Annotated in this window: 21 protein-coding genes; 12 read left to right on the top strand and 9 right to left on the bottom strand. The window is 68.7% G+C overall.

Going from position 1 to position 20918, the window contains the following annotated elements; all coding sequences use genetic code 11:
• Positions 1 to 26: 26 nt before the first annotated feature.
• The gene (locus ACSHWB_RS23825) at positions 27 to 263 is read left to right on the top strand and encodes an acyl carrier protein (protein WP_030465146.1); all 237 of its coding nucleotides are present in this window, start codon (positions 27 to 29) and stop codon (positions 261 to 263) included.
• On the top strand, positions 260 to 1495 hold the full coding sequence (gene fabF, locus ACSHWB_RS23820; protein ID WP_439664205.1) for a beta-ketoacyl-ACP synthase II: 1236 nt from the start codon (positions 260 to 262) through the stop codon (positions 1493 to 1495). The genes ACSHWB_RS23825 and fabF overlap by 4 nt, the downstream gene beginning before the upstream one ends.
• A 132-nt stretch (positions 1496 to 1627) precedes the next feature.
• Here fabF and ACSHWB_RS23815 read toward each other — a convergent pair whose 3' ends face one another.
• Positions 1628 to 2191: a hypothetical protein gene (locus tag ACSHWB_RS23815; protein ID WP_439664204.1), complete on the bottom strand. Its 564-nt coding sequence runs from the start codon at positions 2189 to 2191 to the stop codon at positions 1628 to 1630.
• Between the two features lie 612 nt (positions 2192 to 2803).
• Here ACSHWB_RS23815 and lanKC point away from each other — a divergent pair.
• The 4 genes from lanKC (at position 2804) to ACSHWB_RS23795 (ending at position 9046) form a co-directional block, all read left to right on the top strand.
• Positions 2804 to 5365, top strand: coding sequence for a class III lanthionine synthetase LanKC (lanKC, locus tag ACSHWB_RS23810; RefSeq protein ID WP_439664203.1), 2562 nt, complete (start codon positions 2804 to 2806; stop codon positions 5363 to 5365).
• Positions 5366 to 5405: 40 nt separating this feature from the next.
• Complete coding sequence (locus tag ACSHWB_RS23805; RefSeq protein WP_093600243.1) at positions 5406 to 5567, top strand: SapB/AmfS family lanthipeptide; 162 nt, start codon at positions 5406 to 5408, stop codon at positions 5565 to 5567.
• A gap of 144 nt (positions 5568 to 5711) precedes the next feature.
• Entirely contained in the window at positions 5712 to 7328 is a 1617-nt protein-coding gene (locus tag ACSHWB_RS23800) for an ABC transporter ATP-binding protein (protein WP_439664202.1), read from the top strand.
• Positions 7328 to 9046, top strand: a complete 1719-nt coding sequence (locus ACSHWB_RS23795) for an ABC transporter ATP-binding protein (RefSeq protein ID WP_439664201.1) — start codon at positions 7328 to 7330, stop codon at positions 9044 to 9046. Before ACSHWB_RS23800 ends, ACSHWB_RS23795 begins: the two co-directional genes overlap by 1 nt.
• 18 nt (positions 9047 to 9064) lie before the next feature.
• Here the strand turns inward: ACSHWB_RS23795 and ACSHWB_RS23790 are convergent, their stop codons facing one another.
• Together ACSHWB_RS23790 and ACSHWB_RS23785 are read right to left on the bottom strand one after the other, a co-directional pair.
• Entirely contained in the window at positions 9065 to 9568 is a 504-nt protein-coding gene (locus ACSHWB_RS23790; RefSeq protein WP_030474501.1) for a DUF3145 domain-containing protein, read from the bottom strand.
• Between the two features lie 200 nt (positions 9569 to 9768).
• Positions 9769 to 11109, bottom strand: coding sequence for a S8 family peptidase (locus ACSHWB_RS23785; RefSeq protein WP_439664200.1), 1341 nt, complete (start codon positions 11107 to 11109; stop codon positions 9769 to 9771).
• A 143-nt stretch (positions 11110 to 11252) separates the two neighbouring features.
• Between ACSHWB_RS23785 and ACSHWB_RS23780 the strand changes: the two genes are divergently transcribed.
• Genes ACSHWB_RS23780 through ACSHWB_RS23770 form a run of 3 tightly spaced genes read left to right on the top strand, consistent with a single transcriptional unit; the run spans position 11253 to position 14218 of the window.
• On the top strand, positions 11253 to 12485 hold the full coding sequence (locus ACSHWB_RS23780) for a hypothetical protein (protein ID WP_439664199.1): 1233 nt from the start codon (positions 11253 to 11255) through the stop codon (positions 12483 to 12485).
• Positions 12486 to 12497: 12 nt separating this feature from the next.
• The gene (locus ACSHWB_RS23775) at positions 12498 to 12857 is read left to right on the top strand and encodes a VOC family protein (protein WP_439664198.1); all 360 of its coding nucleotides are present in this window, start codon (positions 12498 to 12500) and stop codon (positions 12855 to 12857) included.
• Positions 12858 to 12877: 20 nt separating this feature from the next.
• Positions 12878 to 14218 (top strand): dihydrolipoyl dehydrogenase family protein, encoded by a 1341-nt coding sequence (locus tag ACSHWB_RS23770; RefSeq protein ID WP_439664197.1) that lies wholly within the window; start codon positions 12878 to 12880, stop codon positions 14216 to 14218.
• On the opposite strand, the gene ACSHWB_RS23765 is transcribed toward ACSHWB_RS23770, so the two are convergent.
• The 3 genes from ACSHWB_RS23765 to ACSHWB_RS23755 form a co-directional block, all read right to left on the bottom strand.
• Positions 14206 to 14832, bottom strand: a complete 627-nt coding sequence (locus tag ACSHWB_RS23765) for a TetR/AcrR family transcriptional regulator (protein WP_439664196.1) — start codon at positions 14830 to 14832, stop codon at positions 14206 to 14208. The two genes, ACSHWB_RS23770 and ACSHWB_RS23765, sit on opposite strands and share 13 nt — an antisense overlap.
• A gap of 95 nt (positions 14833 to 14927) precedes the next feature.
• Positions 14928 to 15146, bottom strand: coding sequence for a DUF6343 family protein (locus ACSHWB_RS23760; protein WP_439664195.1), 219 nt, complete (start codon positions 15144 to 15146; stop codon positions 14928 to 14930).
• A 1-nt stretch (position 15147) separates the two neighbouring features.
• On the bottom strand, positions 15148 to 15750 hold the full coding sequence (locus tag ACSHWB_RS23755; RefSeq protein WP_439664194.1) for a hypothetical protein: 603 nt from the start codon (positions 15748 to 15750) through the stop codon (positions 15148 to 15150).
• Positions 15751 to 15885: 135 nt separating this feature from the next.
• On the opposite strand from ACSHWB_RS23755, the gene ACSHWB_RS23750 reads away from it, so the two are divergent.
• A complete protein-coding gene (locus tag ACSHWB_RS23750) occupies positions 15886 to 16314 on the top strand; it encodes a MarR family winged helix-turn-helix transcriptional regulator (RefSeq protein ID WP_439664193.1) in 429 nt (142 codons plus the stop codon).
• 126 nt (positions 16315 to 16440) lie between these two features.
• Positions 16441 to 18672 carry a HelD family protein gene (locus tag ACSHWB_RS23745; protein ID WP_439664656.1) on the top strand — a complete coding sequence of 744 codons (2232 nt, stop codon included), beginning with the start codon at positions 16441 to 16443 and terminating at the stop codon, positions 18670 to 18672.
• Positions 18673 to 18715: 43 nt separating this feature from the next.
• Here the strand turns inward: ACSHWB_RS23745 and crcB are convergent, their stop codons facing one another.
• Genes crcB through ACSHWB_RS23730 form a run of 3 tightly spaced genes read right to left on the bottom strand, consistent with a single transcriptional unit; the run spans position 18716 to position 19801 of the window.
• The gene (gene crcB / locus ACSHWB_RS23740; protein ID WP_439664192.1) at positions 18716 to 19054 is read right to left on the bottom strand and encodes a fluoride efflux transporter CrcB; all 339 of its coding nucleotides are present in this window, start codon (positions 19052 to 19054) and stop codon (positions 18716 to 18718) included.
• Positions 19051 to 19377: a fluoride efflux transporter FluC gene (locus ACSHWB_RS23735; RefSeq protein WP_439664191.1), complete on the bottom strand. Its 327-nt coding sequence runs from the start codon at positions 19375 to 19377 to the stop codon at positions 19051 to 19053. The genes crcB and ACSHWB_RS23735 overlap by 4 nt, the downstream gene beginning before the upstream one ends.
• Positions 19358 to 19801 carry a MarR family winged helix-turn-helix transcriptional regulator gene (locus ACSHWB_RS23730; RefSeq protein ID WP_258950829.1) on the bottom strand — a complete coding sequence of 148 codons (444 nt, stop codon included), beginning with the start codon at positions 19799 to 19801 and terminating at the stop codon, positions 19358 to 19360. Before ACSHWB_RS23730 ends, ACSHWB_RS23735 begins: the two co-directional genes overlap by 20 nt.
• A 57-nt stretch (positions 19802 to 19858) precedes the next feature.
• On the opposite strand from ACSHWB_RS23730, the gene ACSHWB_RS23725 reads away from it, so the two are divergent.
• Positions 19859 to 20893, top strand: a complete 1035-nt coding sequence (locus tag ACSHWB_RS23725; protein WP_439664190.1) for an MFS transporter — start codon at positions 19859 to 19861, stop codon at positions 20891 to 20893.
• The last annotated feature ends 25 nt before the right edge of the window (positions 20894 to 20918 follow it).

Genomic DNA, 20918 nt, shown 5'->3' with positions numbered 1-20918 from the left:
ATCGTTTCAATCGAAAGGGAACTTCAGTGAGCGACAACGTCCTGTCCGGTCTTGCCGAGATCGTCGAAGAGGTCGCCGGCGTTGCCGCCGACGACGTCACCGCTGAGAAGTCCTTCGTGGACGACCTCGACATCGACTCGCTGTCGATGGTCGAGATCGCCGTCCAGGCTGAGGACAAGTTCGGCGTGAAGATCCCGGACGACGAGCTGGCCAACCTCAAGACCGTTGGTGACGCGGTGAACTACATCACCAGCAACAAGTGAGTTCGGGCATCGAGGTCGTCATCACCGGGCTGGGTGCCACCACCCCGCTCGGTGGTGATGTCACGTCCACCTGGGACGCGCTTCTGGCAGGCAAGAGCGGGGTCGGCCCCATGACCCACGAGTGGGTCGCGAAGTACGACCTGCCTGTCAAGATCGCGTCGGAGCTCGTGGTGGACCCGACCGAGGTGCTCCCCCGAGTGGAAGCTCGACGCCTGGACCGCTCCGAACAGGTCGCCATCGTGGCGTCCCGCCAGGCATGGTCCGACGCGGGCCACAACGACGACACCGTCGACAAGCAGCGCCTCGCCGTGATCATCGGTACGGGCATCGGCGGCGCGATCACCCTGCTGACCCAGGACGACCTCCTGGAACAGCACGGCCTGCGCAAGGTGTCGCCGCTGACCGTCCCGATGCTGATGCCGAACGGCCCGGCCGCGCACGTGGGCCTGGAACTGAAGGCACAGGCGGGCGTGCACGCCCCGGTCTCCGCCTGCGCGTCCGGCGCGGAGGCCATCGCGTGGGCCTACCGCATGATCATGTCCGGCGAAGCCGACGTGGTCGTGGCAGGCGGCGCGGAAGCGTGCATCACGGCGATCCCGGTGGCGGGCTTCTCGCAGGCCCGCACCATGAGCACCCGCAACGACGAGCCGCAGAAGGCCTCGCGCCCGTTCGACACGGGCCGCGACGGCTTCGTCCTCGGTGAGGGCGCGGGCGTCATGGTCCTGGAACGCCGCGAGTTCGCGGAGGCCCGCGGAGCCAAGATCTACGGCCGTCTCGCCGGCATCGGCACGTCGGCCGACGGCTACCACATCACCGCCCCGGACCCCGAGGGCGTCGGTCAGTCGCGCGCCATCGCCGCAGCACTTCGCTCCGGCGGCATCGACCCGTCCGACGTGGGCCACGTGAACTGCCACGCCACGTCCACCCCGGTGGGCGACGTCGCGGAGACCGTGGCGATCCGCAAGGCGATCGGCGACCACCCGGTCCTGACCGCCCCGAAGGGCTCACTGGGCCACCTGCTGGGAGCAGCAGGCGCGGTCGAGGCCATCATCACCGTCCTCTCGATCCGCGACGGCATCGTTCCCCAGACGCTCAACCTGGAGAACCTCGACCCGGCCGTCACGCTGGACGTGGTGGCGGGCGAACCGCGCAAGATCAAGCTGGACGCGGCGGTGAACGACTCGTTCGGGTTCGGCGGCCACAACGTGGCGCTGGCCTTCACCCCGGCCTAGCACCACACAGCCCCACCACAAAGCCCCGGTCCGCAGCGCGGACCGGGGCTTTGTGCTTGCCGGGCAAGGGTTCCGGCACGCGAGCGCCTGATCTCACGCGACGCTGAGGGCGGGGCTACACGCCAACGGCGGTCAGCACTTCTCCATCTGGGGGTTCCGGTTCTCCGGCGCGTCATCCACCTTCAACCCGCCCCCCTCCCAAACCAGCACGTAGACCACCCGCCACCGAATACATCCCTCAGGCAACGCGGGCGGAGCCTTCGCAACATCCTGTGTGGACACAAAAGAGATCAACACCCGCAACCGCCGAGCCACCACATCGGACTCGACCCGCTGCACGACCATCCCGCCGTCCCGGGTGGTCTCATAAGCGGAAACCCAGCTCGCCTCAGGCGTGGTGGAAACCCGCCGAGCCGACACCACCCCGCGCCACCCGTCGAAATCCCGGGCGTTGATCGCGTCGAAGTACGCCTGCAGCACCCGCTGCACGGCGGTCCGGTCCGGATGTGTGAACGAGTCCGGGCTCAGCCGCACCTCGGGAGACCCCGGCAACGGCCCCGCGACCGAAGAGGACGGCACCGCCGGCGCGCCCTTGGCCTCGGCCGGGCGCGAGTACACGGTCCTGCCCACCATCCCGGCCGCCACCGCGGCACCGGTGATCACCACCACGGCCGGCACCAGCCAGCGGCTCGCCACGCTCCCCACACCCGCAGCCTAGCCGCACGACACGCCGGGCAGCAGCGGGCCGCTCACAAAACGTGTCGCGTTACGTCTCAACACTTAATTTCACTCGAACGATTCCATCACACCGGAATTTCGTGAGTGCATGTAGCAAGACAATGTTTGCTACATAATTAGGCGGTCGCCAATCTCATCCTACGAATGGGTCTCAACGGGTGTCCCCATACCGCCGTTCGGCCGTATCAAACACGCAATAGCAGCCAATTACGGCTTCACTCGGAAAGAGCAGTCGCCACAGCGCGTACACAGCACTTGTACGCACCTAACTATGCGTCGGGCTCCGCCTGGAATTTTGCAGCTCAGAGGCACCTCTGATCGGAAACTGTCCGGTGCCGTTTAGCGAAAACCCCACATACGTCCGGCGAAGGGTCCGGCAGCAAACATCTCAACCGGGTGAGATGGGCCCAAACCTCATCACGTGACGTGACATACGCCTCGGTAACCGAGGTTCTTTCGGACACGAACGGGCGACCCATATGACCCTAACGGCGGATTCCCCATAGCCGCGAGATTGTGCGGAAATATGCGGCATCAAAGAAACGAAAACGAGTCGGGGAGGGGAATTCGGTGGACCTCAGATACGAGGCGTACTGCTTCGCCGATCGGCAGTTCTACGATCTGCAGAGCAGCACCGAAAGCACCTCCAAGGACGACTTTTCCACCGAACTCCCCGCGCTCCCACCCGACTGGGTGACGGCTGAGCGCAACGTGTGGCGACACCACCACCCGAGCGGGGTACAGCTCCCCAACCAAGGGTGGAAGATCCACGTTTCCGCTGGACTCGACAACGCCGGCCGGGTGCTGAAGGCGACTTTCGACTACTGCGTCGAGCGCCGCATCAGTTTCAAGTACCTGCAGACGATGTCGATCGTGCTGGCCCGCAACTCGAAGTACGCGCCCCGCGAGGGCAGCGGCAAGCTGGTCACGATCTACCCGGTCGACACCGCGCACCTCGAGGAGATCCTCGCCGGGCTCGCCCAGGTGCTCGAAGGTGAGCACGGCGCGTACATCCTGAGCGACCTGCGCTTCGGCAAGGGACCTCTGTACGTGCGTTACGGCGGGTTCGCCGAGCAGTGGCTGGAGGTCGACGGGCAGCAGGTGCTCGCGATCGAGGGCGCTGACGGCACGCTCATCCCGGACAAGCGCAAGCCCGTCTTCAGCCTGCCCGAGTGGATCGAGCTGCCGGCGTTCCTCAAGCCGCACCTCGACGAGCGCAACGCCGGTGACCCAGAGCAGTTCCCGTACCAGATCAAGAGCTCGCTGCACTTCTCCAACGGTGGCGGCGTCTACCTCGCGACGAGGAAGTCCGACGGCAAGGAGGTCGTGCTCAAGGAAGCGCGGCCGCACGCCGGGCTCGACCGCGACGGCGAGGACGCTGTCGTCCGGCTGGAGCGCGAGTACGAGATCCTCACGAAGCTGCAGGGCATCAAGGGTGTGCCGGAGGTGTACGACCGCTTCACCGAGTGGGAGCACCTCTTCGTCGCCATGGAGTTCATGCCCGGCCGTTCGCTCGGGCAGTGGCTCGGCAGGCACTACCCGTTGACGCACAAGGACGTCAGCGACGAGACGATCTCCGAGTACAAGGCCCGCGCGCTCGCCATGGTCGACCGGGTCGAGAGCCTGATGGCCGAGGTGCACGAGCGCGGCGTCGTGTTCGGTGACCTGCACACGCTCAACATCCTCGTCACCGAGGACGACGAGATCTCGCTCATCGACTTCGAGCTCAGCTCGACGATCGACGCAGTCCGCAAGCCCACGCTCGGCGCGCCGGGATTCCAGGCGCCGCGGGACCGCGACGGGTTCGACATCGACGCGCACCCGCTCGCCGCGCTCCGGCTCTGGATCTTCCTGCCGCTCAACACGGTGCTGGAACTGGCGCCGGCGAAGATCAGGCAGCACGTCAAGGTCGTCCAGGACCGCTTCGGGCTCAGCGACGAGTACTGCGCGCCGATCGTCGACGTGCTCACCCCGCGCGTCGACCCTCCCACGGACCCGGCGTTCACCGAGTTCGACGAGGCGACTCCCGACTGGGCGTTGGTGCGCAAGGAGATCGCCACGGCGATCCTGCACAGCGCCACGCCCCAGCGCGAGGACCGGCTCTTCCCCGGTGACATCGAGCAGTTCGAGACCGGTGGCACGGGCTTCGGGTACGGCGCGGCCGGCGTGCTGCACGCACTCGCGGAGTCCGGCGAGGGCCGCTTCCCCGAGCACGAGGACTGGCTGATCAACGCGGTCAGGAGAGATCCGCCGAAGCAGCCCGGCTTCTACGTCGGCGCGCACGGCATCGCGCACGTGCTGGAGAACTTCGGCCACCACGACTTCGCGACCGAGATCGTCGAGAGCTACGCGGAGCTCGTACCGTCCACTCAGGACCACGGGCTGAGCGCGGGTCTGTCCGGCATCGGCCTGAACCTGTTGCACTTCGCGGCGAACCGGAACGACGACGGCTACGCGGCGCAGGCCGAGCAGCTCGCCGAACGGCTCGCGAAGCAACTCGCGGAGGCACCGAAACCGGCCGACAAGGCCAAGGCCGGCCTGCTGCACGGCTGGTCGGGACCGGCTCTGTTCTTCCTGCGGATGTTCGAGCACACCGCGGAACGCCGCTGGCTCGAGCTGTCCGAGCAGGCGCTGGAACGCGACCTGGCCGAGACGATGATCGCGCTCGACGGTTCGCTGCAGGTGCGCGACGGAACGCTGCGAAGCCTGCCGTACGTGGGAATCGGCGGCGCGGGCATCGCACTGGTGCTCACGGAGTTCGCCAAGCTGGCTCCGGAACGGCCGTGCGTCGAGAAGCTGCCCGAGCTGCTCACCGGTTGCACCGGCGAGTTCGTCATCCAGCCCGCGTTCACGCTGGGCAGGGCCGGACTGCTCGCCACGCTGGCGCACGCCACGCGCCACCAGCCCAACGAACGCTTCGAGCGCGCCATCGGCCAGCACCTCAAGGCTTTGGGCTGGCACGCCACGCGGTACGGCGGCGGGCTCGCGTTCCCCGGCGTGCAGCTGCGCCGGCTCTCCATGGACCTCAACACCGGCGGTGCGGGCGTTCTGCTCGCCATCGCGTCCACAGTGGACGACCGCGCACCACTGCCCTTCCTGGGCTCACGAACGCCGGTCCTCGCGGACCGGTAGCACCAAAGAGATCGATCCCTCGAAACTAGGAGATAGTGTCATGGGCTTCATCCTTGACATGCAGGACCTCGAGACCCCCGAGGCCCCCGCCAACATGATGGCCGGCGGTTCGGGTGGTGGCGGCGGCGGTTCGACCACCGCGTCGAGCGCCTCGCTGCTGCTCCCGTGCAGCCACAGCAGCGCGTCCCTGCTGCTGTGCTGATCTAGCTCCACCAGCACGTGAACGGCCGGTGAGCGGCATAGGCGAAGTATGCCGCTCACCCGCCTGAAGAGGGGCTCGGCAGCCGGCCAGCTGCCGGGCCCCTCGTCTCATGATGGGCCCAGATGAGCCTCGGAGGAACAGCCGATGACCAAACCCGGTGACCAGCTGTTGCTCTCCACCGTCAAACGCGACTACCGCCCGTGGTTGCTGCTCCTGAACGCCGCCGTGGCCACGACCGGCGGCCTGTTGCTCCCCGCCGCGCTCGCCGGCGCCGTCGACATGGCGCTGAGCGGAACGTTCGTGCTGGCCACGATCGTCTTCCTGCTCGTGCTGGCGGGTGTCGAGATCCTCGGCGACGCCATCGGCATCGTGCTCGCCGCGAGCATCACCTCCCGCGCCACGGCCTGGCTCCGGCGCGGACTGACCAGACATCTGCTCACTCTCGGTCACCCCTCTCCGTTCGCCGCGGGAGACGCCGTCAGCCGTGTCACAGGCGACTGCGGCAACGCGGGCGCCATCGCGGTGACCGTGATCGGGCTCGCCGTCACCGCCGTGTCGTCGGTCGGCTCGGTGATCGCACTGGCCCTGCTGGACTGGCGGCTCGCGGCGGTGTTCCTCGTCAGCGCCCCCCTGGCCGGCTACCTCGTCCGCACGCACATGCGCCTCACCGCGGACGACGTCCTGGCGTACCAGGAAGTGTCCGGCGAGGTGAGTGCGCGGCTGCTCGACTCGGTGTCCGGACTGCGCACGATCGCGGCCGCAGGCATCGCCGAGCGCGAGACGAACCGCGTGCTGGAGCCGCTCCCCCGGCTCGCCGCGGCGGGCGCCGGCATGTGGCGCACCCAGGCGAAGATGATGTGGCGGGCCGGACTGCTGCTGCCCGCCGTCGAGGTCGCGGTCCTCACCGCCGCCGGTTTCGGTGTGATGCAAGGAAGGCTGAGCACCGGTGACGTGCTCGCCGCCCTCGGTTACGCGGCGCTCGGCATGGGCATCGTCGGCCAGATGACCCAGTTGACCGTGCTGGAACGGACCCGCGCCAGCGCCGCGAGGATCGCCGAGGTCCTCGACACCCCGGCGCCGAGGCGCCCGGTCCCCAAGCCGTCCAACGGGGTCATCGAGCTCAGGAACGTCAGCGTCGGCGACGCGCTGCACGACGTGGACCTGATGATCCCTGCCGGCACGTTCGCCGCGGTCGTCGGCAGTTCCGGCGCCGGCAAGTCGACCCTGGCCGCGGCGCTCGGCGGACTGTCCGCTGTGGACGCGGGCGAGGTCGTCGGACACGACTCGGTCGGCTACGCCTTCGAACGCCCCGCGCTGCTCGGCACCACCATCGGTCGTTCGATCGGTTATGGAACGGACGCCGACGAGATCCAGGTGCGCGACGCCGCCGTCGCCGCCCAGGTGCACGACGTGCTGATCCGTCTGCCGCAGGGTTACGAGACACCCGTGGCCGACGCCCCGCTGTCCGGCGGTGAGGCGCAACGGATCGGCCTGGCCCGCGCGATCATCCGCGATCCGGACGTGCTCGTGCTCGACGACGCCACCGCGAGTCTGGACACCGTGACCGAGGCCAAAGTGGACAAAGCGCTCACCACGGCGCTGCCCGGCAGGACCCGCGTGGTCGTGACGCACCGCCCGGCCACGGCCGCGAGGGCAGACCTTGTGGTGTGGCTGGAGGCAGGCCGGATCCGCGGCACCGGCACCCATCGACAGCTGTGGCACGACGAGGACTACCGCGCCGTGTTCACCGGAGGCGAGTGATGCGTTTCTACCTCTCCACGCTGGCAGGACACCGCAGGGGCGTGCTGATCCTGCTCGGCTGGTCCATGCTCGAAGGCATCCCGGCGTTCTTCGGCGGCAGACTCGTCGGCACCGCCGTGGACAAGGGCTTCGCGGCGGGGGATCCGCTGGCCGGAGTGCTGTGGCTGCTCGCGTTCGCGGCGCTCGCGGTGGCGGGCGCGCTGGGTCAACGACAGGTGTTCGCGCGGCTCGGCGCCGTCGTCGAACCGATGCGCGACGCCCTGGTCACACGGGTCGTGAAGGGCGTGCTGAACGACCCGTCGCACCGCCGCACACCGGACGCCAGCGCGGTCGCCATGATCACCCGGCACGTCGAGGTGGTCCGCGACGCCACCGCCGGCGTCCTGGTGCAGGCCCGTGCCCTTCTGGTCACGACGATCGCCGCGCTCATCGGCCTCGCGACCACCGCCGCCGCGCTGATCTGGCTGGTGGTGCTGCCGATCGTGGCCGCGTTGCTGCTCTTCGGACTGATGCTGCCCTCGCTGGCCAAACGACAGCGCGACGCCGTGATGGCGGACGAACGCACCGCGGAAGCGTCCGGTTCGGTGCTCACCGGGCTGCGTGACGTCGCCGCCTGCGACGCGTCCACCGAGGCCTACCGCGACGTCGCGAAGCAGATCAACCTGCAGGCCAGGGCCACGATCCACGTCGCGTGGGCGAACTCGTTGCGCGCCACGGTGATCGCGACCGGCGGTTTCGCACCGGTCGTGCTGCTGGTGGCGTTCGCTCCCCCGCTGGTCGCCTCGGGACAGCTCACCACGGGCGCGGTCCTGGCGGCGGTCGTCTACCTGACCAACAGCGTGAACCCCGCGTTGCACGGTCTGGCCCGCACGACCAGCACGGTCGTGATGCGACTGATGGTCGCGCTCAAACGACTTCAGGAAGCCGCACCTCGCACCGACGAGAAGATCGGTGCCGAAACCCCTGTGAACGGGGAGTTCGTGCTGCAGGACGTCACGTTCGGCTGGAGCCCGGACGCGGAACCGGTGGTGCGCGGCCTGTCGCTCGACCTGCGTCCCGGCGACCACCTGGCGGTGGTGGGACCGTCCGGCATCGGCAAGTCCACAATGGCCAGTCTGCTCACCGGACTGATGCCACCGGACAACGGGTCTGTGCTGTTCGGCGGTGCCCCGGTGGACCAGGTGGCCCCCGCGGTCCGCCACCACGCGATCGCTCTGATCCCGCAGGAGACGTACCTGTTCACGGGCACGGTGCGAGAGAACCTCACGCTCTTCGCGCCGTGGGCCACCGACGAGGACCTCGTCGAGGCGGCGAAAAAGGTTGGCGCCAAACCACTTCTGGACTCCCTCGGCGGTCTGGACGCCGCGCTCGGCCACGGCGGGGAGGGACTTTCCGCTGGTGAGGCGCAGCTTCTGGCACTCGCGAGGGTCTACGTCACGTCCGCGAGCGTCATCATCCTCGACGAGGCGACCTCACATCTGGATCCCGCGGCGGAGGCCAGGGTCGAACGGGCTTTCGCGCAACGGGAGGGAATTCTCGTGGTGATCGCGCACCGGCTGAGCTCGGCGCTGCGAGCGAACCGCGTGCTGGTCATGGACGGCGGCAGGCCGTTGCTCGGCACCCACGAGCACCTGCTCAAGACGTCCGCGCTCTACGGGCAGCTCATGCTGGCCTGGGACCCCACGCACCGAGAAGAAACCCCGCTGCCCAAACGGTGAGCGGGGTCCACTCAGGACTCATCCGACGCGGTGCAGCCAGGTCACCGGGGCGCCGTCGCCCGCGCGACGGAACGGTTCCAGCGCGTCGTCCCACGCGGCACCGAGCAGCTCGTCGACGCCGTGCGCGAAGGACTCCCCGCCTCTGGCACGGACGGCCAGTGAGCGCAGCTGGTCCTCGTTCACGACGATGTCGCCGTTCGCCGACGTACGGGCGTGCCACAGCCCCAAAACGGGCGCGAAGCAGAAACGCTCGCCGTCCTGACCGGAGGACGGTTCCTCGGTCACCTCGAACCTGAGCATGGGCCACGCGCGCAGCGCAGCCACGAGTTTGGCGCCGGTGCCGGCGTCTCCGGTCCATGCGCATTCAGCGCGCAACTGGCCTGGTGCCGCTGGTTGCGCTGCCCACCTGAGGTCTACCCGGACACCGAGGGTGCCCGAGATCGCCCACTCGACGTGCGGACAGACCGCAGACGGCGACGAGTGGACGTAAACCACGCCACTGGTGCTGCCACGGGTGCTCACTGCTGACCTCCGCTACTCGACGAGGGACGTCTTCCCCTACGCCTTTGCCGAGAGTGAGGTGATCATCGTGGAACCCGTTCGCTGCATTCTGCCTCGACTTGAGGCAAGTCCGCCATAAGAACCAGCTCGATCATCACCCGACCGGGGCAGATACAGGTCTTAAGTCCCGATCTCCCGGCCGAGTGATGCCTGATCGTGATCTACAGAGCGTTTACCGCGGCCACCACGTCGACTAGACCGGTGCCCTTGTCGAACGACGAGGTGAAGGGCCCGACGGGCCCGTAGCCGGTGCCGTACTTGTACGCCGTCGACTTCAGCGCGCGCTCGATGTCGGCGGGGGTCGCGGAAGGCTTGGCCTGGAACAGCTGTGCGACGATCCCGGCGATGTGCGGTGCCGCCATCGAGGTGCCGCTGATCGTGTTGAACGTGCCGAGATCGAGCAGTCCCGGCCCGTTCTGCGGCTTCAGGCCGGTCGCGCAGATCGGCAGGTAGAGCCGGCAGGACGAGGTGATGTTCTCCCCCGGCGCCGAGATGTCCGGCCACGTCGCGGGGTCCGTGGCGAGACCGCGCGAGGAGAAGTCGGACAGGGTGCCGTCGCGGGTGCCGGTCTCCTGGTCGTTGTAGGAGGCCACCGAGATCACGCCGGGGGTCGGGTCCACGCCGGGCGGGTTGGACAGGTTCGCTGAACCATCGCCGCCGTCGTTGCCGTTCGCCCACACCACGACGACGCCCTCGGCCACGAGCTGTCGTTGCAGCTTGACAGTGACCGACTCAGGGTCGAACGCACTGCCGCCAGACGGCCCATAGGAGTTGTTGATCACTTTGATCGGCGGGCACGTCGAAGCGGGCACACCGGCGCCGCACGGGGCGTCGTGGTTCTCCAGCACCCAGTTCAGCGCGGCGTCCGCGCCGAGGATGAGGATCGCCGCGCCGGTCGAGATCACGACGCCCTTCGCACCCGGCGCCGCGCCGCGGATCACGGGTCCGCCGGTGGTCTGCACGTCGCCGCCGATCGCGATGCCGGTGACGTGCGTGCCGTGGCCGCCCAGCGACGTGGTGTCGGTGTCGAGGAAGTTCGGCACCGGCACGATGCAGTTCGTCTGCGTGGAGCCGTCCAGGCACAGGCTCTTCAGGTTGCGGACGATCCGGCCGCCGAACGACGGGTGGTTCGGGTCGACGCCGGAGTCGATCACGGCGACCGACACGCCCGCGCCCGTCAGCCCGAGGCTGTTGCGGGCGTCCAGGCCGCGCGTGGCGGTGTGCGAGGTCGAGCCGAGGAACCTGACCTGCTTCTGGACCTCGACGCGCGTCACGCCCGTCTTGGCCCTGGCGGTGGAGATCCGCGCGGAGTCACCCCGCGCGGCGACGACACCGATCTTGCGGAAGCTCGTGAGCTTCTGCAGACCGGCGGCCTCGACCGCCTGTTCAGCGGCGGCGATGTCGGTTCCGTGGACGTAGACCGTCGAGGTCTCCGCGGCCGTCGCGACAGGGGATGCGACGGCCACCAGCAGCACAGCGAGCGATGCAGCGCGTTTGTACATGGACCCTCCGTGAACATTGGCAGGCAATCCATCTAACGAGTGATCCACTTATCGGTGACGGGCATCACCCAATGTCTCCACCGGCTGCGTTGGGACGACCCCGGACCGCTACGGTGTCCCCCCGTGCGGAAAGGTAGGGACTCGTGCGGCTGATCCGTCTGGGCGCGGAACCTTCGGCCATTGGGGCGGACGTCCGTGCCGCCCTCACGGCCTGCGGCGCGGGTACCCAGGCTCTGGGGGGCGTTGCGCTCATCGGCGTGCAACCACCCGACTGTCCGGTGCCCCTGGACGCGATCGTCGTGCTGCCCAAGGGCGTGCTCGTGATCGTCGGCGTCGACCTGCCAGACCCCGCGCTGAAGCTCGAGGCGCCGCTCGGCGGTCAGTGGACGATCGACGGCTGGCCGCTGGTCTCCCAGGACGGCTCACCGAACCCGGCGACCGAGGCCGTGGCGGCGGCGACCGCGGTGGCGCAGCGGATCCAGGCCATGCGCGCGGAACCGCTCCCGGTGAGCACCGTCGTCGCGGTCGGCCCGTTCGTGGGCCAGGTCGTGCAGCCGACGGTCGACCTCAACCGCGGTGTGCGGGTGCTGCACCCCAAACCGTCCACTTTGCTCAGTGCGGCCCGCGAGCTCGCGACGTCGACGGTGCCCTGCACGGCCGATCACGCCGTGAAGCTCCTCGCGATCCTGCAGAACACCGGCACGCCGCCGGACGCGCGGACGCTGCTCTCCGAGGGTTTCAGCGACGCGGTCTCCGACCTCGCGTCCGCGAACACGATGCTGATCCCCAAGGCCGCGATGCGGCCGCTGCTCTCCCGCAAGCGCTTGCCGGGCAAGCTGACCTGGCCGTACCTCGCGGTCGCGGCGGTGGTCGCGCTGATCCTCGTCGGCTGGCTGGTGGTGGCGCTGCCCGGCGACGAGAAGCCGGCCGACGCGACGCCGGCGCCTACCTCGACGCAGCCGACGTCGGTGGTCGTGGACGGCACGACGTTCGTGCCGAAGGACATGAAGAAGGACCAGGACTGCGAGACGCAGGCGTTCGGCGACGTGAAGGCGTGGCTGATCGCGAACGACTGCGGCGTGCTGCTGCGCGCCACCTACGAGACGACGGTGCAGGGCAAGCAGGCCACCGTGATGGTGGCGGACATGGACCTGTACGACGCTCCCAGCGCCAAGTCGTTGCACGCGGTCGTCGCGCTGCCTGGGTCCGGCGGTGTGCAGGGGCTGGACGGCAAACCGCTGGAGAACGCGGCTTTCGCGAACAGCACCAAGGGAAGCCACGTGACGCTGGCGTTCGCGGTGTGGACCGGCGGCGCGGGCGATCCCAGTCTCGACCCGATCGCCAAGCGCGCGTTGCGGCTGCCCGCCACCCGGTAGAGGGTGAAGGGCATGGTCGGACAACTTCGTTCTGTCGTGCTCGACTGCCCGGACCCCTCCGCGCTCGCGTCGTTCTACGAGGAACTGCTCGGGGCCGAACGCCTGTCCGGCGGCGACGAGACGTGGGTCGTGATCGTCGCCGACGGCACGCGGATCGCGTTCCAGCTCGCCGCCGAGTACGAGCCGCCGGTGTTCCCGGATCCGCACGCGTCTCAACAGGTCCACCTCGACGTCCTGGTGGACGACGTGGAGGAGGCGGAGCCGAAGGTGCTGGCACTCGGCGCGCGGCTGCTGCAGAAGGACACCGACGGCTGGTTCCGGGTGTACGCGGATCCGGTCGGGCACCCCTTCTGCCTCATGTGGCTTTCATGATCCAGGCCTAATGTGGCGCCATGGACTTCGACGTCATCGTCATCGGTGGTGGACCCGTAGGTGAGAACGTGGCCTGGCGGACGGCCGCGGGAGGCCTGTCCACGGCCATGATCGAGAAGGAGCTCGTCGGCGGCGAGTGCTCGTACTGGGCGTGCATGCCCTCGAAGGCGCTGCTGCGCTCCGGTCACGCGCTCGCGGCGGCCAAGCGGGTCAAGGGCGTGGTGGGCGGGTCGCTCGACGCGGCCGCGGTGCTGGAGCGGCGCACCGGGTTCACCTCGAACTGGGACGACACCGGCCAGGTCAAGTGGGCCGAGTCGGAGAACATCCACGTCATCCGCGGTGAGGGTGAGGTCACCGGCGAGCGCGAGGTCACGGTCGGCGGCGAGGTGTACCGGGCTCGTCAGGCCGTGGTGGTGTGCACCGGCAGCGTGCCGAAGATGCCGCCGCTGGACGGTCTCGCCGACACTCCCGTGTGGACTTCCCGGGACGCCACGTCGGCGCGGGAGGTGCCGGACTCGCTGGTGGTGCTCGGTGGTGGTGTCGTCGGTGTCGAGATGGCGCAGGCGTGGGCGCGGCTCGGGTCGAAGGTGAAGCTGGTCGTGTCCGGGGACCGGCCGCTGCCGAGGCTGGAGGAGTTCGTCGGGCCCATGGTCGTGGAGGGCCTGGAGGAAGACGGCGTCGAGGTGCTGCTGAACGGGCGGGCGTCCTCGATCAAGCCGGGCGAGCTGACGTTGCAGGACGGCAGGGTCGTCCAGGGGTCGCACATCCTCGTCGCGACCGGCCGCGTGCCGGCGACCAAGGACGGCAAGCCGCTGACCATCGACGACTCCTGCCTGGTGTCCGGTGTGGACGGCCGGTGGCTGTACGCGGCCGGTGACGTCACCGGGCGGGCGTTGCTGACGCACCAGGGCAAGTACCAGGCCCGGGCCGCGGGCACGGCGATCCTGGAGCGGTCCCGCGGGTTCGAGCCGAAGCAGTGGTCGGCCGGTCAGGCCTGGGCGGACCACGTGGCGGTGCCGCAGGTCGTGTTCACCGACCCCGAGGTGGCGTTCGTCGGGCACACCGCCGCCGAGGCGCGTGCTCAGGGCCGTGAGATCAAGGTCGTCGACCTGGACATCGCGGTCGCCGGGTCGTCGCTGCACGCGGACGGCTACAAGGGCAAGGCGCGGATGGTCGTGGACGAGCGCACGCGGACGCTGGTCGGCGTCACGTTCGTCGGTCAGGACGTCGCCGAGCTGATCCACTCGGCCACCGTCGCGATCGTCGGGGAGGTCACCGTGGACCGGTTGTGGCACGCGGTGCCCTCGTACCCGACGATCAGCGAGGTGTGGCTGCGACTGCTGGAGTCCTACGGGCTCTGAGCCGGATCCCGTGGCTTCTCCAGCACGGACCCGAGCATGCCGCTGAGCAGCTCGTTCGCCGTGCCGACCACGTACGCGCGGTCGTCCTCGTCGACCCGTTCGGCGAGCTTGAACAGCGCGTCCGCGGTCTGCACGGCGATCCGGAACGTCAGCATCACCGGGGCGTCGCCGTGCGCGCCGAACCGGTTGACGAACATCTCCGCCAGCCGCTCGGCCATGAGCTCGTACTGGTCGACGCTCGAGTCGAGGCGGTGGCTGTCGAGCATGTCGCTGAACCGCACCCGCCCGAAGCCGGGCACCTCGTGCAGCATCCGCATGTACAGCGCGACGACCTGCGTCATGGCCTCGCGCCACGTGTCCGCGATCAGATCCGACGCGAACAGCTCCTCGGCCTCCCGGAGATAGGTCTCCATACCGCGAAGCGCCAGGGTGTGCACGACAGATCGTTTGTCGGGAAAGTACTGATAGAAGGAACCAATGGGCACTCCGGCCACATCGACGATGCGAGCCGTCGTGATGTCGTCGTAGTCGTATTCGTTCAGCAGGCTCGCACAAGCGTCCAGGATCGCGGAGACAGTTGCCGCGCCGCGCTGTTGCACAGGCTGGCGACGCATCACCCTGGCTAACCTGCCTTTTGCCGGATCTTCATGCACGCCGACATCTTTATCCATAACAGCGCTTATTGCCCAGCACAGGTTCCTGACAGGTTTCAGCCGGGCTCTCCGCGCCGTTTGCGATGAACCACCCAGCCGAAGTCCACGAGGCACACGACGGCGAGTAGTAAAAGCAGGACCGCGAGCCACCCGAGGTCAGCTCGCAGTGCCAGCCAGCCCGCCACCGAGTTGAAGACCAGACCGAACCCGGCCAGCCACAACCGCAAGGTCAGCGCACTGCGCGGCGGTGCGGGAGGGGGCAGGTAGTCGCTCACCTCATCCGGTTTCCCGCAGCAACGGGGCCTCAACCCGCCTCAGCTGGCGCGGCGGTTTCGTCACGTACGGGCGGACGAGCCGGGTCACGGCCAGGCCAGGGGCGATGAGCGGCACCACGGCGGTCAGGACGGCGGCGGTGATGCCTGCTCGAACAACGTCCTTGGGCATGACGGCGACGCGGTCGACGACGAACGCGCGGCGTCCGGTGATCGAGACGGCCGCCAGGACGAGCAGGAACACGACCATGCTCAGGATCGCCCTCTGCACCGCGTGCTCGTACCCGGCCGCCTCGCCCGCGACCAGCACCGCGAACCACCCCGCCAGAGCGGGCAGCTGACCCTGTTCGGTGGTGGCCGCCCAGCTCAGGCCGCCGAGCGTGGCGAGCCAGGCGAGGACCTCAGCGCGTTCCCGAGCCCATAGGGATGCCGAATCGAGGGGAATGCCGGTCCAGGCCAGCAGACCGAGCGGGCTCAGGGGCTCGTCGGCGAGCTGACCGAGCACCCACGCGAGTGTCCACGCGGACAGCAGGACCGCGACGACGAGTTGCCACCGAGGCCGGCGCACCACACAGCGGGCGAGCCGGACGATCTCCGCACGCGTCATACCCCCACCTTGCCGTTTCCTGGTGGTTTGCGGAGAAACGTCACCCCAACGCTCACCCTGTCGGCCCTCGTCCGGGGGCGTTCATCACGCAGCGCTATCCACGATCGAGGGACAGATCTTTTCTAGACTGAGGACATGAGCATCGATCAGCTTCTGCGTCTCCCCAGCTACCTCATGCTCGGGCTGGTGCGCGAAGCTCGCCGGATCGGCCGCGCGGACCTGCGCGGCCCCCACCTGACGGTGCTCGCGTACCTCTCCGAGCAGGAGGCGGTGGCGCAGAAGCGGATCAGCGACCGGGTGCGGATGGACCCGAGCGACCTCGTCTCGGTGCTCGACGACCTCGAAGGCTTCGGGTTCGCCCAGCGCAGACGCGACGAGAGAGACCGGCGGCGGTTCACCGTGTCGATCACCGACGGGGGCAGACAGGCGCTGCGGGAACGTCTGGAGGCGGCCTGGGCGTACGAGGAAGAGCTGCTGGCGCCGTTGACCCCGCACGAGCGCGATACGTTGGCCACACTGCTGCGTAAGGCGTACCTGCACCACGCTGATATGCGTGTAGATTAGACAGTCTGCGCTCACGCGAACCCGGCGCGGGCAGGACAATGCGAATCGGAATAAAATCCGACGCCGCATGATATCGAGAAAAGAGGCAAGTTGTCAAGCCCCTCCGATGACCTCCGGCTCGCCGAAATGGAGCCGGAGCAGGAATACGTGGCCATGTTGTACGGCCGGCTCGACGACCTCCGCGAACAGACGTCGAAACGACTCGCACAATCGTTGCGACAAACCGGCGGCACGCACCAGATGCGGTCCGAGCGCGACACGTCGGTCGCGATGTACACAGATCAATTGGCCCAGTACAGCGCGGTCGAGAACGGTCTCGCGTTCGGCCGGCTCGATTTCCACAACGAAGACCGCTTCTACATCGGCCGAATCGGTCTGTTCGACGAGGACAAGGAATACGAGCCGCTGCTGATGGACTGGCGCGCACCCGCCGCCAGGCCGTTCTACCTCGCCACCGCCGCCTCCCCTGACGGCGTGCGGCGGCGCAGGCACCTGCGGACCCGCTCGCGCAAGGTGATCGGCCTCGACGACGAGGTGCTCGACATCAACTCGGTCGACCGCTCGGCCAAGGACAGCCTGACCGGCGAGGCGACCCTGCTCGCGGCGTTGAACGAGTCGCGCACCGGCCAGATGAGCGACATCGTCGCCACGATCCAGGCCGAGCAGGACAAGATCATCCGCTCGGAGCTCAACGGCGTCGTCGTCGTGCAGGGCGGACCGGGCACCGGCAAGACCGCCGTGGCCCTGCACCGAGCCGCATACCTGCTGTATACACACCGTCGACAGCTGGCGAAACGCGGTGTCCTGGTCGTCGGCCCGAACACGACGTTCCTGCGATACATCAGTCAGGTCCTGCCGTCCCTCGGTGAGACGGGTGTGCTCCTGTCCACCGTCGGCGAGCTCTACCCGAACCTGACCGCCACCGGCCGGGAGTCAGCGGCGGCGGCAGCGGTGAAGGGCCGCCTGCAGATGGCCGACGTGATCGCCGCGGCCGTGCGGGACCGCCAGGAGGCGCCGCCGTTCGTCGAGATCCGCTTCGACAACGACGTGCTGCGCCTGGACCGGCGCGCCATCGCCGAGGCGAGGGGCAGGGCCCGCCGCACCCGCCGAGCGCACAACGAGGCACGCCGCACGTTCGCCCGCGAGATCATCTCGACCCTGTCGGGCATGGTCGCCGGGAGGCTGGGCGGGCACCTGCTCGACAAGGCGGACATCGACGACATCCGCCGCGAGCTGCGCGAGTCCGAGGAGGTCCAGGCCGCGATCTCGTCGCTGTGGCCGGTGCTGACGCCGTTCTCGCTGCTCTCGGAGCTCTACCGGAACCCGAAGCGCCGCAACCGCGCGATGACGAAGTTCACCCGCGAGGAACGCGACCTGCTGCACCGGACCACCGACGACTGGACCCCGGCCGACGTCCCGCTGCTCGACGAGGCCGCCGAGCTGCTCGGCGAGGACGACACGGAGGCCAAGGCCCGCGCCGAACGCCAGCGCCGCCAGGCCGTCGAGTACGCGCAGGGAGTCCTCGACATCCTCGACCTCGATGACGACGCGGACCCCGACATGCTGATGGCCTCGGACCTGATGGACGCGTACCGCCTGGCCGAACGCCACGGCGTCGACCGCTACGAGACCGCGGCGGAACGCGCAGCAGCCGACCGCACCTGGACGTTCGGCCACATCATCGTGGACGAGGCACAGGAACTGTCGGCAATGGCGTGGCGCACGCTGATGCGCCGCTGCCCCAGCAAGTCCATGACGGTCGTGGGCGACATCGCACAGACCGGCGACATCGGCGGTGCGACCTCATGGGGCTCCGTGCTGTCGCCGTACGTGCAGAACCGTTGGCGCCTCACGGAACTGTCGGTCAACTACCGCACGCCGGCCGAGATCATGGAGGTGGCCGCGGACGTCCTCGCGTCGGTGGACCCCGCTCTCGTGCCGCCGACGTCGGTGCGCGAGACCGGCGTCGCCCCCTGGGTCGCCACGGTGTCGTCGTACTCGTCCGAGGTGCCCGCGCTGATCGCCCGCGAGGTGGCGGCGGTCGGCGACGGCAAGATCGCGGTGATCGTGCCGGCCGCGCTGCTGTCCGTGGTGGGGTCCGCCGTGGCCGAGTCGGTGCCGGGTTCGTCCGTCGGCAACGAGCTGGAGGAGGCCCAGGTCGTGGTGCTCGGGGTGACCGACGCCAAGGGGCTGGAGTTCGACTCGGTGGTCGTGGTGGATCCGGACGGCATCCTTTCGGAGTCGCCGCGAGGGGCTTCGGATCTGTACGTCGCGTTGACGCGTGCGACGCAACGGCTCGGTGTCGTGCACACCGGCACGCTGCCGGACATGTTGTCGCGCCTGAAGAACATCTCGTAGCCGGCCGGGAGCCTGGGTGGCGTCAGCCCCCAGGCTTCCCCGGTCAGTGCGCCAGGGCGAGGCCGATCGCTGCCGCGCCCACTCCGAGCACAACACTGACCAGCACGTTCAACAACGCCGGCCGATACCTCTCCGCCTCCAGCAGCTTCACCGTCTCGTAGCTGAACGTCGAGTAGGTCGTGAGCCCACCGCAGAACCCGATCCCGAGCAGCGGCATCCAAGACGTACCAACGACAAACCCGATCAGCAGGCACCCCACGACGTTCACCGTCAGAGTCCCGAGGGGGAAGTCCGACGAGTGCCGCGACTGCACGAACCGGTCCAGCAGATAGCGAGCCGGCGCACCGAGAGCCGCCCCGAGGAACACCACCAGCGCGGTCACCGCGTCACCCGCAACCCGAGAAACGCCGCCCCCACAGCACAAACCGGCGTGGCGACCAAAGCCCACGACCACGAGGCCGCGTACGACGAGAACGTCGTGAACCCGCCCAACACCCCGACCCCGAAGAACGCGCGCACCAACGGCCGAGGCACCAGCCCCATCAGCACGCCGATCAAGAACGACCCCAGCACGTTGATGACGAACAGCCCCCACGCGCCCGGCACGAGCACCGACAGGCCGTAGCGCGCCACTCCCCCGAGCCCGCCGCCGAGCGACACCAGCGAGACGAACGCCAGCGGCCGGTCAGGTCGTGGGCTCTGCAAGGTGCTCCACCAGGTGGTCCAGGGCCTTCAGCGCGCGCACGACGTCCTCGCGCTCGGACGACTCCAGTTTGCCCAGTGCGGCGCCGATCCGCTTCTCGTGCTCGCGCTGCCAGACGAGCAGCTGTTCGTGTCCACGGGGTGAGACGGACAGCCGCGCTACCCGTCTGTCCTTGGGGTCTCCGCCGCGCACCACGAGGCCTGAGTCGATCAGTTGGGACACCAGTCCGGACACCGTGTTGGGGGCGAGCCGGAGGGCCGCGGCGAGGTCGCCGACCTTCATCGGCGGGCGTTCCGCGAGGGTCTGCAGCAGCTCTACCTGCGCCATCGGCAGGGATTCCCACGGCCAGTCGGCCCGGATGCTCGTCCGCAACGCCCGGCGCAGGCGAGTGACGACGTCGGTGAGCGTGCGGGCTTCGTCTGACATGCGGAAATACTACTGAACTCCCGGCAATAGCTCTGTGTCAGATATAATCGGACCACGATGAACTGGTTCGTCACGGAGTCGCCCAGACCGGCGTGGATCGCCCGCCGGTCGTACGCGCCCTGGCTGGTCATCGCGACGGTCTGCTTCGGCGCCTTCATGGGCCAACTCGACGCCTCGATCGTCACGCTGGCGTTCCCCGCGATGGGTGCTCACTTCCAGGCCGATCCCGAGTGGATCTCGCTCAGCTACCTGATCACGCTCGTGGCGCTGCTCGTCCCAATGGGCAGGATCGCGGACCGGGTCGGGCGCAAGATCGTCTACATCTACGGCTTCGCGTTGTTCACCGGGGCGTCCGTGGCGTGCGTGTACTCGCCGGGGTTCGACGCGCTCATCGCGGCGCGGATCGCGCAGGCGGTGGGGGCGGCGATGTTGCAGGCCAACAGCGTCGCGCTGGTCACCACGGCGGTGGCGCCCGAGCAGCGGCGCAAGGCGCTCGGGGTGCAGGCGGCGGCACAGGCCGTGGGTCTGGCGGCGGGGCCGTTGCTCGGCGGGTACCTCACCGAGAACTTCGGGTGGCAGGCCGTGTTCGCGATCAACGTGCCCATCGGGATCACGGCCATGATCGCGGGCCACTACCTGCTCCCCCGCACGAAGACCGCGCGCGACAAGGGAAAACCGTCACTGAAAGTCCTGCCGGGGCTGGTCGGTGTGCTGCTCACCTATGCCGCGTTGTTCGCGCCTATGACGTTGCTGCCGTTCACCATGAAACAACCCTTGGCACATATAGGACTCACGGTCGCCGCGCTGCCGCTCGGGTTCGCGGTCGCGGCGACGTTGCTGAGCAGGCCCGGCGTCAGGACCGGGGCGCTGATCGCGGCGGTCGCGTTGCTTCTGCCTGTGCCGCAGGTGGTTCAGCTCGTCGTCGCCGGCATCGGGCTCGGGATCATCGCGCCCGCCTGCACGAAACGGGTCATGGGCGCGCTGCCGGAAGGGGCGGCGGGGGTCGGGAGCGGGCTGGTCAACGTCGCGCGAGGGCTCGGCACGGCGTTGGGCGTGGCCGTGGCGACGTTGTTGATTCACACTTTCCAGTGATAGCAGCGGTTCTGATGGACCAATG

This window comes from Lentzea sp. HUAS TT2 (genome assembly GCF_051853195.1).
Classification (GTDB): Bacteria; Actinomycetota; Actinomycetes; order Mycobacteriales; family Pseudonocardiaceae; genus Lentzea.
Note: the sequence above shows the minus strand (reverse complement) of the source record. Positions and strands in the feature narration are given on the sequence as shown.

Bases quoted from the DNA above. Each gene is read 5' to 3' on its own strand.
- ACSHWB_RS23805 (WP_093600243.1), top strand. From the start codon at position 5,406: ATGGGCTTCATCCTTGACATGCAGGACCTCGAGACCCCCGAGGCCCCC.
- ACSHWB_RS23800 (WP_439664202.1), top strand. From the start codon at position 5,712: ATGACCAAACCCGGTGACCAGCTGTTGCTCTCCACCGTCAAACGCGAC.
- ACSHWB_RS23795 (WP_439664201.1), top strand. From the start codon at position 7,328: ATGCGTTTCTACCTCTCCACGCTGGCAGGACACCGCAGGGGCGTGCTG.
- ACSHWB_RS23785 (WP_439664200.1), bottom strand. From the start codon at position 11,109: ATGTACAAACGCGCTGCATCGCTCGCTGTGCTGCTGGTGGCCGTCGCA.
- ACSHWB_RS23775 (WP_439664198.1), top strand. From the start codon at position 12,498: ATGGTCGGACAACTTCGTTCTGTCGTGCTCGACTGCCCGGACCCCTCC.
- ACSHWB_RS23770 (WP_439664197.1), top strand. From the start codon at position 12,878: ATGGACTTCGACGTCATCGTCATCGGTGGTGGACCCGTAGGTGAGAAC.
- ACSHWB_RS23765 (WP_439664196.1), bottom strand. From the start codon at position 14,832: ATGCGTCGCCAGCCTGTGCAACAGCGCGGCGCGGCAACTGTCTCCGCG.
- ACSHWB_RS23755 (WP_439664194.1), bottom strand. From the start codon at position 15,750: ATGACGCGTGCGGAGATCGTCCGGCTCGCCCGCTGTGTGGTGCGCCGG.
- ACSHWB_RS23750 (WP_439664193.1), top strand. From the start codon at position 15,886: ATGAGCATCGATCAGCTTCTGCGTCTCCCCAGCTACCTCATGCTCGGG.
- ACSHWB_RS23745 (WP_439664656.1), top strand. From the start codon at position 16,441: ATGGAGCCGGAGCAGGAATACGTGGCCATGTTGTACGGCCGGCTCGAC.
- ACSHWB_RS23730 (WP_258950829.1), bottom strand. From the start codon at position 19,801: ATGTCAGACGAAGCCCGCACGCTCACCGACGTCGTCACTCGCCTGCGC.
- ACSHWB_RS23725 (WP_439664190.1), top strand. From the start codon at position 19,859: ATGAACTGGTTCGTCACGGAGTCGCCCAGACCGGCGTGGATCGCCCGC.